15 protein-coding genes and 1 tRNA gene are annotated in these 15368 nt (G+C 31.8%); 11 read left to right on the forward strand and 5 right to left on the reverse strand.

Annotated elements, in window-relative coordinates; all coding sequences use genetic code 11:
• Positions 1-92: 92 nt before the first annotated feature.
• From gldK to HB672_RS05215, 5 genes are all read left to right on the forward strand, one after another.
• Positions 93-1460, forward strand: coding sequence for a gliding motility lipoprotein GldK (gene gldK / locus HB672_RS05195; RefSeq protein WP_167608824.1), 1368 nt, complete (start codon positions 93-95; stop codon positions 1458-1460).
• 48 nt (positions 1461-1508) lie between these two features.
• Positions 1509-2153, forward strand: a complete 645-nt coding sequence (gldL, locus tag HB672_RS05200) for a gliding motility protein GldL (RefSeq protein WP_167608828.1) — start codon at positions 1509-1511, stop codon at positions 2151-2153.
• 43 nt (positions 2154-2196) lie between these two features.
• Positions 2197-3765, forward strand: coding sequence for a gliding motility protein GldM (gene gldM / locus HB672_RS05205; protein ID WP_167608831.1), 1569 nt, complete (start codon positions 2197-2199; stop codon positions 3763-3765).
• Between the two features lie 41 nt (positions 3766-3806).
• Entirely contained in the window at positions 3807-4697 is an 891-nt protein-coding gene (gene gldN, locus HB672_RS05210) for a gliding motility protein GldN (protein WP_167608834.1), read from the forward strand.
• A 124-nt stretch (positions 4698-4821) separates the two neighbouring features.
• Entirely contained in the window at positions 4822-5901 is a 1080-nt protein-coding gene (locus HB672_RS05215; RefSeq protein ID WP_167608837.1) for an FAD-dependent oxidoreductase, read from the forward strand.
• On the opposite strand, the gene HB672_RS05220 is transcribed toward HB672_RS05215, so the two are convergent.
• Positions 5858-6250 carry a DUF983 domain-containing protein gene (locus tag HB672_RS05220; protein WP_167608840.1) on the reverse strand — a complete coding sequence of 131 codons (393 nt, stop codon included), beginning with the start codon at positions 6248-6250 and terminating at the stop codon, positions 5858-5860. The genes HB672_RS05215 and HB672_RS05220 overlap by 44 nt on opposite strands.
• Positions 6251-6332: 82 nt before the next feature.
• Between HB672_RS05220 and HB672_RS05225 the strand changes: the two genes are divergently transcribed.
• The 3 genes from HB672_RS05225 (at position 6333) to HB672_RS05235 (ending at position 9498) form a co-directional block, all read left to right on the forward strand.
• A complete protein-coding gene (locus tag HB672_RS05225) occupies positions 6333-8240 on the forward strand; it encodes an ABC-F family ATP-binding cassette domain-containing protein (protein WP_167608844.1) in 1908 nt (635 codons plus the stop codon).
• A 106-nt stretch (positions 8241-8346) separates the two neighbouring features.
• A complete protein-coding gene (locus HB672_RS05230; protein WP_167608847.1) occupies positions 8347-9249 on the forward strand; it encodes a Two component regulator three Y domain protein in 903 nt (300 codons plus the stop codon).
• Between the two features lie 176 nt (positions 9250-9425).
• Positions 9426-9498, forward strand: a tRNA-Met gene (locus HB672_RS05235).
• A gap of 90 nt (positions 9499-9588) precedes the next feature.
• Here the strand turns inward: HB672_RS05235 and HB672_RS05240 are convergent.
• Genes HB672_RS05240 through HB672_RS05250 form a run of 3 tightly spaced genes read right to left on the reverse strand, consistent with a single transcriptional unit; the run spans position 9589 to position 11472 of the window.
• Positions 9589-10662 carry a DUF2971 domain-containing protein gene (locus HB672_RS05240; protein WP_167608850.1) on the reverse strand — a complete coding sequence of 358 codons (1074 nt, stop codon included), beginning with the start codon at positions 10660-10662 and terminating at the stop codon, positions 9589-9591.
• 20 nt (positions 10663-10682) lie between these two features.
• Positions 10683-10832 (reverse strand): hypothetical protein, encoded by a 150-nt coding sequence (locus tag HB672_RS05245; protein ID WP_167608853.1) that lies wholly within the window; start codon positions 10830-10832, stop codon positions 10683-10685.
• Between the two features lie 13 nt (positions 10833-10845).
• Complete coding sequence (locus tag HB672_RS05250; RefSeq protein WP_167608856.1) at positions 10846-11472, reverse strand: recombinase family protein; 627 nt, start codon at positions 11470-11472, stop codon at positions 10846-10848.
• Positions 11473-11626: 154 nt separating this feature from the next.
• Between HB672_RS05250 and HB672_RS05255 the strand changes: the two genes are divergently transcribed.
• The gene (locus HB672_RS05255; RefSeq protein ID WP_280115282.1) at positions 11627-12712 is read left to right on the forward strand and encodes a DUF4238 domain-containing protein; all 1086 of its coding nucleotides are present in this window, start codon (positions 11627-11629) and stop codon (positions 12710-12712) included.
• A 228-nt stretch (positions 12713-12940) separates the two neighbouring features.
• Here HB672_RS05255 and HB672_RS05260 read toward each other — a convergent pair whose 3' ends face one another.
• Positions 12941-13705, reverse strand: a complete 765-nt coding sequence (locus HB672_RS05260; protein WP_167608862.1) for a hypothetical protein — start codon at positions 13703-13705, stop codon at positions 12941-12943.
• Positions 13706-14149: 444 nt separating this feature from the next.
• Between HB672_RS05260 and HB672_RS05265 the strand changes: the two genes are divergently transcribed.
• Complete coding sequence (locus HB672_RS05265) at positions 14150-14563, forward strand: hypothetical protein (RefSeq protein ID WP_167608865.1); 414 nt, start codon at positions 14150-14152, stop codon at positions 14561-14563.
• A 115-nt stretch (positions 14564-14678) separates the two neighbouring features.
• Positions 14679-15356, forward strand: coding sequence for a methyltransferase domain-containing protein (locus tag HB672_RS05270; RefSeq protein ID WP_167608868.1), 678 nt, complete (start codon positions 14679-14681; stop codon positions 15354-15356).
• The last annotated feature ends 12 nt before the right edge of the window (positions 15357-15368 follow it).

The raw sequence follows: 15368 nt of genomic DNA on the forward strand, positions 1-15368 counted from the left end.
CATTTTTTTTGCTTAAAAAGTTGTTTTTATGGAAATATATAAATATGTTTACACCCTTAAAATATTTAAGATCATTAATTAACCTCAAATTTATGTGTATTAAGAAGTTATTAACATTAACAGCAGTCTTAGCTATATTAACTAGTTGTGGAACCGGAGACAAAGGCGAACTAGTTGGAGTTAAGGGAAAAAAGTGGCATCCTGAAAAACCTTATGGAATGAGTTTAATTCCAGGAGGAGCTTTTATTATGGGTAAGTCGGATGACGATAGAGCAGGTGTTAAAGATGCGCCTACCAAAACTGTTACAGTAAGAGCATTCTACATGGACGAAACAGAAATCACAAATAGTGAGTATCGTCAATTTGTAGAATGGGTTAGAGATTCTACGCTTAGAACTAACCTTGCTGAAATGGCAGACCTCGAAGGTAAAGAACCAGGAAATGGTGATATAGGTGAATTTGCATATAAAGATGTAAATCCTGAAGAAGAAATGACTCCTTACGAAAAGTACATGTTCGAAAACTACGAAGGAGAAATTAGAAAATTAAATACAGATATTGATTTAATATTCGACACAAGCGAGTATCCAGATGAATTGTATGCCGAAGTAATGGACAATATGTACTTACCATTAGAAGAGTCATATAATGGACAACGTACTTGGGATGTAAAGCAATTTAAATTCCAGTACACTACTATGGATATTCAAACAGCAGCTAAGTATAAAGAGCTAAGTCGTAGTGATGTAATCGAGCAAGAAGAAGTAGAAGTATATCCAGATACTACAGTTTGGATTCGTGATTTTGCTTATTCATATAACGAGCCAATGCATAACGACTATTTTTGGCATGATGCCTATAGTGACTATCCTGTAGTTGGTGTTACTTGGAAACAAGCACAAGCATTTTGTCAATGGAGAACATTGAATAAAAATGCATATCAAAAGAAGAGTAAAAAACAAAACGTAAATAGATTTAGATTGCCATCTGAAGCAGAATGGGAATACGCTGCAAGAGGAGGGCTTCAAGGAGCAACATTCCCTTGGGGAGGTCCTTATGCAATAAACGACAGAGGTTGTTTTATGGCAAACTTTAAACCATTACGTGGTGATTATGCAGCAGATCAAGCGTTGTATACAGTAGAAGCTGATGCATTTGAACCTAACGATTTCAATTTATACAATATGGCTGGTAACGTATCAGAGTGGGTAATGTCCTCTTATGATCCAGCTTCATACGAATATTCTTCAACAGTAAACCCAAGTGTTAACGATACCGAAAACGAACGTAAAGTTGTTAGAGGTGGATCTTGGAAAGATGTTGCTTATTTCCTACAAGTAAGCTCAAGAGATTATGAGTATGCAGATTCAGCAAGAAGTTATATTGGATTCCGTACAGTACAAGACTATATGGGAACTGAAGTTACTAAAAATGCCTCAAAAAACGGAAGAAAAAGATAAAACAAACAATTTAAAAAATTAAACCAAACTTAACTAAAAACAAATATTATGGCACAATCAAAAGCAAGTAAAAGGTTCATGAATATGGCCTACGGATTAGGAGCATCAATCGTAATTGTTGGAGCACTTTTCAAAATTATTCATTTCGAAATAGGACCATTAACGGGTAACGTTATGTTAACCATCGGTCTTGTAACTGAAGCAATTATTTTTGCAATTTCAGCATTTGAACCTGTTGATGATGATTTAGATTGGTCTTTAGTATACCCTGAATTAGAAGGTGGTATGTCAAAAGACAAGAAAAAAGATAACCCAAAAGACGCCGAAGGTTTATTATCTAAGAAATTAGATGATTTATTAAAAGACGCTAAAATCGATGGAGAGCTTATGGCTAGCCTAGGTGACAGCATTAAAAACTTCGAAGGCGCTGCTAAAAATATGGGACCAACTGTTGATGGTATTTCTGCAACAAAAAAGTATAGCGAAGAAATGTCGCTTGCTGCTGCACAAATGGAATCATTAAACAGCCTTTATAAAGTACAATTAGAGAACGTAAACAAGCAAGCAACAATAAACGAAGAGTCTATTGAAAATGCTGCAAAGTTAAAAGAACAAATGCAATCTTTAGCATCTAACCTGTCATCATTAAATGGTGTTTACGGTGGTATGTTAACTGCAATGAACAAAAACTAATTAGATTAATTAATAACCCATTAATAACAAAAACTAATTAGTTATGGCAGGAGGAAAATTATCTGCAAGGCAGAAAATGATAAACTTGATGTATTTAATCTTCATTGCGATGTTAGCATTGAATATGTCGAAAGAAGTGCTGTCGGCATTCGGTTTAATGAACGAACGTTTAACCGAATCTAACACAGCAGCAACAGAACGTAACTCAGCATTTATGGGCGAATTAGCAACAAAAGCTAGCGAGCAACCTGAGAAGTATCAACCATTAAAAGAAAAGGCAGATCAAATATCGTCTTTAGCTAACGATTTCAACTCATATCTTGATGGTTTAAAAGGAAAAATGACAGAGACTGTTGATGACCCTTCAGATTACGAGATTATGGATAAAGGTGATTACCTTGACCGAAATTTCTTTAAAGGTGATAAGTTAAAACCAGAAGGAGAAGAGTTCTTAAATCAAATAACTACTTTTAGAGATAAAGTGATTGAGGTTTTAGGAGACGATCCTAGATTTACTGAAATTGCTAAGGATGTAAAAAGTAAGTTTTCTACAGATCCAGTTACTAATAATGACGGAAATGTGTTAGAATGGTTGGATTACCATTATAAAGGATTCCCATTAGTTGCATCTTTAACTAAGATGACACAAATGCAATCTGATATTAAAACAACACAGTCAGAAGTATTAGGCGCTATGTTTACAGGAACATTGTCTAGTGAAGTGTCAATGACCAACTATACAACATTGTTAGAAACGTCAAAATCTGCTTATTTTAACGGTGAGCAATTTGATGGGCAAATTGTATTAGGTCGTAAAGATGCTTCTACAAAACCTAATAGAGTAGAATTAGCATTAGATGGTCGCGCATTGAGTGCAAATGAGTATTCAATTGAAGATGGTAAAGTAAAATTAAAAGTTGGTACAGGAAGACCTGGCGAACATAAAATTACTGGTAAGTTAATTTTCTTAGAAAATGGAGAAGAAACTGAGGTTGAAGTAAACCAATCGTTTGCAACAGTACCAAAACCAAATTCAGCAACAATTTCAGCTGATAAAATGAATGTAGTATATCGTGGTGTTAAAAACCCAATGACTATTTCTTTTGCTGGAATTTCTGATAATAAAGTTGTTCCAACTGGACAAGGATTATCTAAAGGAAATGGTGTTGGAAAATACATTATGGATGTGACTAGAGTACAAGGTAGAGAAGTAACAATTAATGTTACTGGAACTTTGCCAGATGGAAATAAAGTATCAGACAATGCTAAATTTAGAATTAAAGATATTCCAAGGCCAACAGGAACTGTTAGAGGTGAAGATGGATCTGTAAAGATGCAACGTAATAGCCTTGAAATTTCTACTATAGGAGCTAAATTGGATGATTTCGATTTTGAATTACCTTTAAATATTTCAGGTTTTAGTATTAAGGTTCCAGGACAGCCTACCATAGCTGTAAAAGGAAATAAGTTAGATACTAGAGCAAAACAAGCTTTGAAGAAAGCCAAACGTGGAGCTGGAATTCAAATATTTGATATTGAAGCTAAAATACAAGGAAACTCAAGCTATAAGCTTAAAAAAGTGTCTCCAGTATTTGTTGAATTAACAAACTAGTAAAGGAAAATAGCAGTCCCAAACTAAAATAAATTAAGAAAATGAATTTTAAAAGTTTTGTATTAACCGTTGCATGTGTTTTAGTTGCAAATAGTGTAATTGCGCAAGCAAATATTCTAAACGCGAAAAGCCCAGAAGAAATTGGTGTAAAAACAGATGCGCAGATATTAATGGATAATGATAGACCATTAGAGTATGGCTATGTTGATGACAGAGACATATTATACGCAACAATGGTTTGGGAAAAAGTTGTGCTTGATGAGCGAATTAATTTTCCGCTTTATTATCCTATAGATACTAATAATATTGGTAAAGATAGACGTTCGTTATTCGATGTATTAATGCGTAGTATAAAAAACGGAGACATCGAGAATGTTTATGACGATTCTTATTTTACTACTAAACGTACGTTAAAGGATATTGAAGCCTCAATGGTGAAAATTGACACTACAGAATTAGGTATTGAACAATTTAACGCAGGTGAACCAATTTCTCCAGAATACATAAGTAAACGAGAAATTAGTGCTGCAGATGTTGAAGAATACCATGTAAAAGGCATGTATTATTTCGACAAACGTTTAGGTGAATTAAAATACCGTTTGTTAGGTATTGCACCTGTAATTCCTGATGTGAACTTCCTAGATGAAGAAGACCCAGGAGTGTTCCCATTATTTTGGGTGTTTTTCCCAGATGCACGTGATGTGTTGCATCATGCTAAAGCCTTTAATGGTAAAAATACTGCAATCCCATTGTCATTTGACCACCTCTTAAACTCTAGACGTTTTAACGGCTATATTTTTAGAGAAATGAACGTGCAAGGCGATAGAGCTATTACCGAGTATATTTCAGATAATGCTTTAATGCAGTTATTAGAATCGGATAGAATAAAAGAAAAGATTCGAGATTTCGAACAAGATATGTGGAGTTACTAAAGTAACGTCACAATAATTTAAAACGCTCACAATTTTGTGAGCGTTTTTTTTATTCTAAAACTACTATTCAATAACTGTCATTCCTGTACATACAGCAATCCATTTTTAGTTACTTTTGCTTTTGATGAAGAAAGTAGATTACATTGTAGTTGGCTCAGGTCTTGCAGGCATTATGTTCTGTGATGTGCTCATGCAGCATAATAAAACATTTATCGTCATTGATGATGACTCTCAAAAATCATCAATTGTTGCAGGAGGATTATATAATCCAGTGGTTTTAAAACGATTTACACCAGTTTGGAAATCTAAAGAGCAATTAAAGTTAGCCTTACCAAGGTATAAAGCTTTAGAAAAAAACCTTAAAGTACAATTAGATTATAAAGTTCCAGTATATAGATTATTTGCATCCATTGAAGAACAGAATAACTGGTTTTTGGCAAGTGATAAAGTAGGATTGTCAGATTATATTAAACCAGAAATCCACCAAATAGAGAATAGGTTCATTAAAAGTGATTATGGTTTTGGGAAAGTACTTCATACAGGACGAATAGATACTAATACACTAATTGATGCTTTTAAAAACGAGTTGAGAAATAACAATCAATTAGTCGAAACGTCTTTCGATTATGATGCAATTCAATTCAATGAAAGTGATGTCGCTTATAAAAATATTGAAGCGCAACATATTGTATTCGCTGAAGGATTCGGATTGAAACAAAATCCATTTTTTAATCATTTACCACTAAAAGGCACCAAAGGAGAGTTGCTAACAATTTACGCTCCCAACCTTAATATTGATTTTGTATTAAAATCTGGAGCATTTTTAATTCCCTTGGGAGAAGACAACTATATTGTTGGTGCTACTTATGAGTGGCATGACAAATCAAACAAGACAACAGCAGCTGCAAAAACAGAGTTGTTAGATAAGCTTAAAACATTTATTAACTGCGATTTTAAAGTTGTAGACCAAGTAGCAGGAATGCGACCAACAGTTATAGATAGAAGGCCACTGATTGGGCAACATAAAAAATATAAGCAGCTTTATCTGTTAAATGGTTTAGGAACCAGAGGCGTCATGATTGCGCCTTATGTAGCAAAGAAACTGTTTGACTTTATTGAAAATAGTGTTGAAATTGATTCCGAAATAAACATTACAAGGTTTAGTAACTATTTTCCTTGGAAAGTTGTTTGTCGTAATGCATAAATAGGTTAATCCAAATATTTCTTGAAAGTCTTAAAATAATTGGTAAAAAACCAATCATAGTGCCAATTATAGCTATAAAAGCGGTTATAGTACTACTGCCTAAAAACACATAGGATATCACAAAAGCAGCAACAGCAAAAGCAATTCCTACACCATAACTAACATACATAGAGCCATAAAAGAAAGAAGGTTCTATCTTATATTTAGTATTACAGTTAGAGCAGCGTTCATGCATTTTTAAAGTCTTAGAAAGTATGTAAGCATTTTTATTTACGTACATATTTTCTTCATGACATTTGGGACAAGCACCAGTTAAAATGCTGTATAATTTATTTCCTTTCCTTAGCATGGTTAATTATGTTATTTTTGCACCAAAATTGACCACAAAATTAAACTTTATTTAAGTTTTAACCTGTAACTTTTGTAACAAAATGCTAAATATTCATAAGTTATCAATCTCATTTCAAGGTGAGTATTTATTTGAAGATATTTCCTTTAGACTAAAAGGTGGTGATCGAGTGGGTCTAATTGGAAAAAATGGCGCAGGGAAATCTACACTGTTGAAGATTTTATCAAACGAGATGGAGTATGATTCTGGTCAAGTAGCCACCGAGAAGGAGCTTAAAATAGGTTTTCTAAAGCAGGATATTGATTTTGTGTACGGACGAACTATTTTAGAAGAAGCCTATGAAGCATTTTCAGAAATAAAAGAAGTTGAGACAAGCATAGAGTCTATTAATACGCAATTAGCAGAACGAACCGATTACGAAAGTGATGCATATCATCAATTAATGGTCGATTTAAATGAAAAGCAGCATCAGTATGAAATTCTAGGAGGTTACAATTACCAAGGAGAAACCGAAAAAGTATTGCAAGGTTTAGGATTTAAGCGTAAAGATTTCGAGAAACTTACCGATACTTTTTCAGGAGGTTGGCGTATGCGTATTGAATTGGCAAAATTGCTTTTGCAAAATAACGACATATTATTACTCGATGAGCCTACAAACCATTTAGATATTGAATCTATTATTTGGTTGGAGTCTTTTCTTAAAAATTATTCTGGTGCTGTGGTTATTGTATCTCACGATAAAATGTTTCTTGATAATGTAACCAACAGAACCATTGAAATTTCACTAGGTAGAATATACGACTACCCAAAGCCGTATACAGAGTATTTGGTTTTACGTGAAGAATTGCGTGAACAACAATTAGCATCGCAAAAAAATCAACAAAAGCAAATAGAGCAAACCGAGAAGCTTATTGAGAAGTTTAGAGCAAAAGCATCTAAAGCATCAATGGCGCAATCTCTAATTAAAAAGCTCGACAAAATTGACCGTATTGAAGTAGATGAAGATGATAATAGTGTTATGACACTTAATTTTCCAGTGTCTATAACGCCAGGGAAAGTGGTAGTGGAAATGGAAAATATTGATAAGCATTACGGTGACTTACAAGTGCTGAAAGATATCGATATGATGGTCGCTCGTGATAGTAAAATTGCTTTTGTTGGACAAAATGGTCAAGGCAAATCTACATTGGCTAAAATTATTGTTGGCGAAATTGACTTTGGAGGACATTTAAAGCTGGGTCATAATGCGCAAATTGCTTATTTCGCTCAGAATCAAGCAGAATATTTAGACGGTAATAAAACCGTTTTAGATACCATGATTGATGCTGCTAATGAAACAAACAGAAGCAAAGTTCGTGATATTTTAGGTGCTTTTTTGTTTCGTGGAGATGAGGTAGATAAGTATGTTAAAGTACTATCTGGAGGTGAAAGAAATCGTTTGGCTTTGGCTAAGTTATTATTGCAGCCACTAAATGTTTTGGTAATGGATGAGCCAACAAACCACTTGGATATAAAATCTAAAAATGTATTAAAAGAGGCGCTTGCCAGGTTTCAAGGCACCTTAATATTGGTATCACATGATCGTGATTTTTTAAAAGGTCTAACTAATAAAGTATATGAGTTTAAGGGCCAAAAAATAAAGGAGTATTTAGGTGATATTGATTTCTTCTTAGAGCAACGTAATCTTGAAAATTTAAGAGAGGCAGAAAAACGTGATGTTGTAAAAGAGCAAAAAAACAAAACTCAAGTAAAACAGTCTTACGAGGAACAAAAAAAGCTAAAATCACTCAACAATAGACTTAGCAAGATTGAATCTAAAATCAATCAGTTAGAAAAAGAAATTAAGGAAATTGATGTCGAATTAGAGTCTAACTATGATGCGACTGTAGCAGATCCAAATTTCTTTGATAGCTATCAAAAAAAGAAGCAAAATCTTCAAGATCTCATGGATAATTGGGAGGTAATTCAACTGGAGATAGAATCATTTTAAGGTAGTTGTATTCTTACGCAATTACCGTTTATCGAATAAAATTGGTAGTTTATCTAGTTAACTATATATTCGTGGTAGATTAGCCCCTCAATTAAAATCTACTACTATGAAAACCTTAAAACTTTCACTACTGTTATGTTTTGTTACTACATTAACATTCGGTAATGTATCAACAAAAGAAAAAGAAGCTTTAATTGCAATATGCAATGCTACTAACGGTGACAATTGGACTGTTGTCTGGGATATAGACAAGCCAATAAACACATGGCATGGTGTAGTTGTTAAAAACGATAAAGTAATTGCTTTAGATTTAAGTTTTAATAACCTTGAAGGTGTATTGCCATCTCAAATAGGCGACCTTGAAAACTTACAGACATTAAATTTATTTAGAAATAAAATATCAGGAGTAATTCCAGAGTCCATTGGGAATCTTAAACAATTAACATCCTTAAACATAGCTTTTAACGCTTTAGAAGGAAGATTGCCAAACACTATAGGAAACTTAGCGTCTTTGGAGTCTTTAGAGTTATTTATGAATAAAATTGAAGGATCGATACCAACAACAATTGGTAGTTTATCTCAATTACAAAAAATAGAAATTTTCAGTAATAATCTTACTGGAGCAATCCCACAAGAAATAGGAACGCTTACAAATCTTAAAGAGTTGTCTTTAAGTAGTAATAATTTGTCTGGATCTATTCCTAAAACAGTTAAAAACCTAGTAAATCTTGAGAAATTGAGTTTATATGACAATCAATTATTTGGAGCTATTCCATCAAGCCTTGGTAATTTGACGAAACTTGAAGAAATTATGCTTTCAGATAACTTTTTATTTGGTAATGTACCAAGTAATCTAGCCAGTTTAGACAATCTGAAAATACTAATGATAAATAATAACGACCTACAAGGAGACTTTGCAAACTTAGGTAAGAGTCTTCCTGAAGGTGTGCAATTTGAATTCGCAAATATTGGAGAAAGAAAAAAAGCTGCTTTAGCAGGAACCGATTAAGTAATTTGTATTATAATTATTTTTTTGATGGAAAAGCCACTTCAATTTTGAAGTGGCTTTTTTTTAATTTTATGCTTGTTAAAATAGAAAAGGGTTGTATATTTGCAGTCCAAAATGATTGAGTCGGTATTATGAGCCGAAAGTTAAAAGCTAAGACAATTGTTTTGAAATTATATCGCGGGATAGAGCAGTAGGTAGCTCGTCGGGCTCATAACCCGAAGGTCACTGGTTCGAGTCCAGTTCCCGCTACTAGAAAGCCCAGTTTTACTGGGCTTTTTTTATTTTGTAGCAATATTGTAGTAAAATTGATATTATTTTATGTCAACTTAACAAATAGGCTTAATAAAATTCGTTAGTTCTAGTTAGTTTATATTTTTTATCATCTATTTTTTCTATTTCCATTCGTTCCTTTGTTCTAGTCAGGTATGGAACCCCTTCACTATCAAATTCATATTTTCTACCAGAATAGTATAATCTATCACTCAAATTAGAATGTATGTATTCTAATAATTCTATATGATTTTGAAAGTTCCAGTTTGATTTGGACTCGATTGGTTCTACTATAATTATTTCGCTTACTGTTCTATCTATATTGAATTCCCTACCAGTAAAGAAGTCATGACCCAAAGTGATTTCCTCAACCAAATTTCTATCATAAAATGCACGTCTGTTTCCTTTTATCCCTTCATAATCTTTCTCTGGACTTAAACCAGACTTAGAGCGAGGAATACCCATTTGATGTTTGCTAATTAAAAATCTCCATTCTTGTTCATATTCCCATTTATTTGATTTTACATTTGTTGCATAAAAGAATGGAATAACTGGATTAGGGAAATCACTAAAATCAATAGGATTTAATCTTTTAGTATAATTGATTGGGAATAGTCCATAACAGCTATCCTCATCTACCTTTTCTTTAATACTTGATTCTAGTTTTTCTGTATTGAATTTTATTTGAAATCCTTTCTCTTGTGTATAGTGTGGCCACATCAGTTCGTTATTATCGATACCTGTCATTGATATTATTCCAAAAATATTAGATATAGTTTCCCAAAAAGCCAATATATATCCATGTGAATAATAGCCCTCTACATTATCTTGTTCATAAAATTTTAAAAGGTCTTCTTCATTTTTATATACTTCACCTAAAAATCTTTTGTAATAAGAATAATCTATGCGTTCTTTTGAGCCTATGAGGAATACGCTAGAATCTAAACTATCATTTAATTCATACGGATGAGATGCATATAGATAACCTTTTAGAAGAGCATCGACAGAAAATTTACTTACACTGTAAAATTTATAAATGGAATCGGGTTTCGGAATATTATGAGTTATTTCACAAGTTAACTCACCCTTTTTAGTTGGTACTTCTGTATAGTTGAAATTATTATAATTGTATGTATGCCCCATTTTAATTTAGATTTATTGTCCTAGTAACGACTCATTTGTTTCAAAAATTGTTTTACTTGATATTGATTTTTAATTATCTTTTTAGCTTCCGCTGGATTTCCAGCTTCCACAGATACTGAAATAGCCGTTCCAGTTCCGTCAATTCTAATTTTGCCTTTATATGTTGCCATAATGTTATTTGTTTTATGCTGCGTTATTAATCAATCTTCTAATCTTCTGTACAGTTCCGCTAGACTTACCTGTTAACGCCATAATATTGCGTACAGATTGCTTTTGCTTAACGAATTTCACTATGTCTGAATGTTCTGCCAAAAGTTGTTTAGCATCCTTTACAGAGCCTTGTTTGCGCCCTAACTTACCACCATCTTTAATGTATTTTGCTCTCCCACTATCTAATCTCGATTTGATTAATCGAAGTTCTGCCGATGCGAATGTGGATGCTATGCTCAACATGGTTTGAACCATACCGTTTATTTCTCCGTTCTCTAGTAATGTATGTAGCTTGTAGTTGTCGATAATGATGTTAATCCCATTAGCATTACATTTCTCTAAAAACAATGCAAATGATGATATTTTACGGCTTATACGTGAAATCTCAGATGCAATAATATGCTTAACGTTGTTGGTTATTGCATATTCCAGTATCTCATCATTTACCGCATCATTTTTTGTTCCAGATTTATAGTAACTAAACTCTTTAACTATTGTATATGTGCTACTGTAATTTAACCTCAACTCTTGACTTTGGCGTGTTACATCCTGTTTGCTTTCCGTAGTTGAACATCGACAGATTAGTATTGCTTTTTCCATACATAAATATACAAAATATAATTCTATATATAAAAAAAATCTATCACTAATATTGTTATAATCAATAATATCTATATATTTATAATTAAATATAGTATTTCATGATTTTATTGTATTAAAAAATTAGCTTTAAGCAAACTTAACTCGATTAATATTGAATAATACGATTAAAAAAAATCAGCATTTTGTTCCCCAATTTTATTTGAAGTATTTCTCGCTATATAATGAAAAAACTAGTATTGGGCTTTACAATATCCCAAGTGCTAAATTCATTCCTTCTGCTCCAATAAAATCACAATCCGCTCAGAAATTTTTTTATGGGAAAGACGGGAAAGTGGAAGAATGGTTATCTGATGTAGAAAACAACATGGCACCAATATTTTCTAATATTATAAGTAACCAAAAGCTACCTGAATGGTCGTCAGCAATTCATTTAAAACTAATCCATTTTCTGATTGTTTTAGATTTAAGAAATCCAGTTCATAAAAATGAGATAGAAAAAGGATTTGAGCTATTTAAAGAGAAACTTAACAGGCACAACGTAGATAATTCAGATTCGGACATACAAAAAGCATTCGATTCTATTGATAATGACCAATTATTTAATGAAAGTCTTCTTGAAGCGACTAGCAGTATTCCATATTTAATAGATTTAAATTTTAAATTAATTAGAAATACTACATCAATACCTTTTATCATTTCCGACAATCCAATGGTAAATTATAATCAATTTCTGGAACATAGAAATTGGAAGCATAGTAGTCATAACGGATATGGAGCAATTGGAAGACAGATATATTTCCCATTAAATCATGAATATCTTATTGCATTTTATGACTCTGGTATATACAAAATCGGTAATAAAAAAGAGAAAATTGTAACTATTGATTCTGAAAACGAAATTCACCAACTCAACATTTTACAATATTTAAACTGTAATCAAAATTTATACTTTAATCAATTGGCATCAAGAGATTATATTCAAAACTTGGTTCAAGAGGCAGAAAAATATATCAAAGCCAATAAACCATATTCTAAAGTTGTTCCAATACTAGATAAATCAACTGGAAATCTCAAAAAGAATGAAGAAATAATAACTATTGGAAGCTCAGATGCAAAAATTAACCTAACTATTGCAAAAATCAAAATGCATTCAAAGTCAAAAGGCATAAAATTTGACAATCACGTTGTTCAACTTAGACCAAAAGTAAAACAGCATATAGAGGTTAACGGAAGGTAGTTACAATTAACAGGCTCATTAAATATTTTCTGTACCGATAAAGTAGCAAAATATATCAAAGAATTAATGTGATACGAAAAAGTGTATCATTAACTAACCCCTATGGATTAAAAATGATACACTTTTAGAATTGATACAATTATTACATATTAGAATATAAATCGTGTAGAAAAAAGGCGAGTTTAAAACCCGCCTTATATTATATCAACTAAAAATATATGATTTACCTTAATCTTCTAGTAAGTTGATATATTCTTTTATTTTCTGTTTAATAGCTCCAGCTAACTCAGTATTTCCATCTGGGTCTTCTGGGCTAATCTCAATAGTTCCATCCATATTCCCATCGTTAGCAATGGATAAATCTACGCCATTTGTACTATCCAGTATCATTCCAAGGTCAAAATCAATTACAATACCTTCGGATGCCTGAGAGATAGCAATGTCAAACTGTGTGTCTTCAAAATCAACTTCCACTTCTTCTTCAAAATAATGCCAGAAAATAAATGGAGTGCCATCAATGGTACCCTCAATTAAAACGGATTTACCAAATAAATCACTTGTAGGGTCAGTGCTTACATCAAATTCAAATTCTAGTTCTTCGTAAACACCCATAGGAACTTCAACATTTAAAAAGCTAATTTGTCCAGACATTAAATCTAATTCAAATGGACCCATAAGCTCTATTTCATCTTGAGAATCAAAATAACCGTCATCGTCCCATTGGTCGTTTTGGTCATCTTCATAATCATCATCTTCTAAATCCAACTCTAATTCAAATTCACTAATATTCATCATGAAATTGTTAATGACAATTTCGCTGTTCATTCCTTTGGAGGATGAACTGGTTCTTTGGGTTGTTAAATTGGTATAAGTTCCTTTGGCACTAATGTTTAATAAACCATTATCATTTAGTGTTTCATCGTCTGAACAACTAAAGAAAAGGGTAATTGTAAAAAATAAGGCTATAACATTCCTTAAATAAATAGGTTTCATAAGTTTTGGGTTTTAATTATTAATAAGTTAAACGTTTGTTTATACTAATATTATTACCCTATAGTGAGTAATAATAGTTGTACTTTTCATATATAACAACTGAAATTTAAAAACTCCTACCTAATTTGTTGCTTTTTTATTTTTTTAAGCTAAAAAATGTGGTGATACGAAATACTTCTAATTATTATTCATATTCTTGTTTAAATTCAACAATAGATAAGAAATCTTTGATAAGTTGGTTAGATAATTCAAGTCTTCCCGCTACTACAAACCAGATACGAAAGTATCTGGTTTTTTTATGCTTATATTCAAATAATTCAATAAAGAAATAAGCGTTATTTCGTGATAATCAACATATTAATTGGATTTTTAAAAAGTTTTTTGCTCATAAACAATTATTAAAAACAAAGAGTTATTTTAATTTTTTGTACATTTGAAATTGCAATGAAATCTATAGTTCATAAAATATTATCAATTGCTTTGGTCTTTGTAGTGTTATTTTCTACAATGTCATTCACCATTAATATGCATTATTGTGGCGGCTCCTTAATGGATACTGCTATTTTTAGCAAAGTTGAAACATGCGGAATGAAAATGGAAAATCCGTTAAGTGGAGGTTGTTCTATTACTAAAATGAATTGTTGCGATGACAAATCGTTGGTAGTAGATGGTCAAGACGAGCTAAAATTATCAGTTGATAAAATTTCTTTTGAGCAGCAAGTATTCATTGCATCATTTGTATATACTTATATTAACCTTTTTGAAGGTTTAGATAAAAATGTATCTTCTTACGAAGAATACAAACCACCACTCGTCATAAGGCAAATCTACAAGATTGACGAGACCTATTTAATTTGATTTTCAAACTATAGACGAATAAATCCTATGGCAATTTTGTCATAAGGATAATTTGTTATGCTTGATGTTTCCCTAACATCAAAGTCTAATTAGTTAAAATCAAATAAAACACTAAATGAAAATATCTAATTTATTAAAAAGAATATATGCAAAATTGAATGACAATAGCCTTAAAGATGCTTCATTTGATTTTGTAACATTCTTGTATGACTACTATTTCGACTTTATATATGGAATTGATACTGTTTCATGGTTTTCTATTGCCGAATTAGCTAAGGAAAATAAGGTAGCTGAACATGCTGTATTGTACCAAGCGACTAAAGTTCTACCATTAAAAACACTTTTTAAAAAATTAAATTTAAAAGAGGATCAAGTTTTTATTGATATTGGTTCAGGAAAGGGAAGAGTTCTTTTGTTGGCATCAGAACTTGGCTTTAAGGAAGTAAGGGGAATTGAGTTTTCCTCAACCTTATGCTCTATTTCTGAAAAAAATATCAAAAAATACAAGAAGAAAGTTAATACAAAGTCTAACTTTGAGATTATAAATTTGGATGCATCTCAATATCAATATAAAGATAACGAGACTGTGTTTTTCATGTATAATCCTTTTGACGAGTTTATTTTAGAAAAAGTATTAAAAAATATTACTGTTTCTATAGAAAATAATAAAAGAGAAGTACTAATAATTTATGTGAATCCAGTTCATAGACATTTTTTAGAAAAGACTATTAAACCGCGAAAAGTAACTAGTTATAATATTTGGAACGTAGAAATAGTTGTTTACAATATTTAATTAATAAAACAT

This window comes from Gaetbulibacter sp. S0825, from assembly GCF_011777505.1.
Classification (GTDB): Bacteria; Bacteroidota; Bacteroidia; order Flavobacteriales; family Flavobacteriaceae; genus Pontimicrobium.

Bases quoted from the DNA above. Each gene is read 5' to 3' on its own strand.
- gldK (WP_167608824.1), top strand. From the start codon at position 93: ATGTGTATTAAGAAGTTATTAACATTAACAGCAGTCTTAGCTATATTA.
- gldM (WP_167608831.1), top strand. From the start codon at position 2,197: ATGGCAGGAGGAAAATTATCTGCAAGGCAGAAAATGATAAACTTGATG.
- HB672_RS05230 (WP_167608847.1), top strand. From the start codon at position 8,347: ATGAAAACCTTAAAACTTTCACTACTGTTATGTTTTGTTACTACATTA.
- HB672_RS05245 (WP_167608853.1), bottom strand. From the start codon at position 10,832: ATGGCAACATATAAAGGCAAAATTAGAATTGACGGAACTGGAACGGCT.
- HB672_RS05240 (WP_167608850.1), bottom strand. From the start codon at position 10,662: ATGGGGCATACATACAATTATAATAATTTCAACTATACAGAAGTACCA.
- gldN (WP_167608834.1), top strand. From the start codon at position 3,807: ATGAATTTTAAAAGTTTTGTATTAACCGTTGCATGTGTTTTAGTTGCA.
- HB672_RS05220 (WP_167608840.1), bottom strand. From the start codon at position 6,250: ATGCTAAGGAAAGGAAATAAATTATACAGCATTTTAACTGGTGCTTGT.
- HB672_RS05265 (WP_167608865.1), top strand. From the start codon at position 14,150: ATGAAATCTATAGTTCATAAAATATTATCAATTGCTTTGGTCTTTGTA.
- HB672_RS05260 (WP_167608862.1), bottom strand. From the start codon at position 13,705: ATGAAACCTATTTATTTAAGGAATGTTATAGCCTTATTTTTTACAATT.
- gldL (WP_167608828.1), top strand. From the start codon at position 1,509: ATGGCACAATCAAAAGCAAGTAAAAGGTTCATGAATATGGCCTACGGA.
- HB672_RS05225 (WP_167608844.1), top strand. From the start codon at position 6,333: ATGCTAAATATTCATAAGTTATCAATCTCATTTCAAGGTGAGTATTTA.
- HB672_RS05270 (WP_167608868.1), top strand. From the start codon at position 14,679: ATGAAAATATCTAATTTATTAAAAAGAATATATGCAAAATTGAATGAC.
- HB672_RS05215 (WP_167608837.1), top strand. From the start codon at position 4,822: ATGAAGAAAGTAGATTACATTGTAGTTGGCTCAGGTCTTGCAGGCATT.
- HB672_RS05250 (WP_167608856.1), bottom strand. From the start codon at position 11,472: ATGGAAAAAGCAATACTAATCTGTCGATGTTCAACTACGGAAAGCAAA.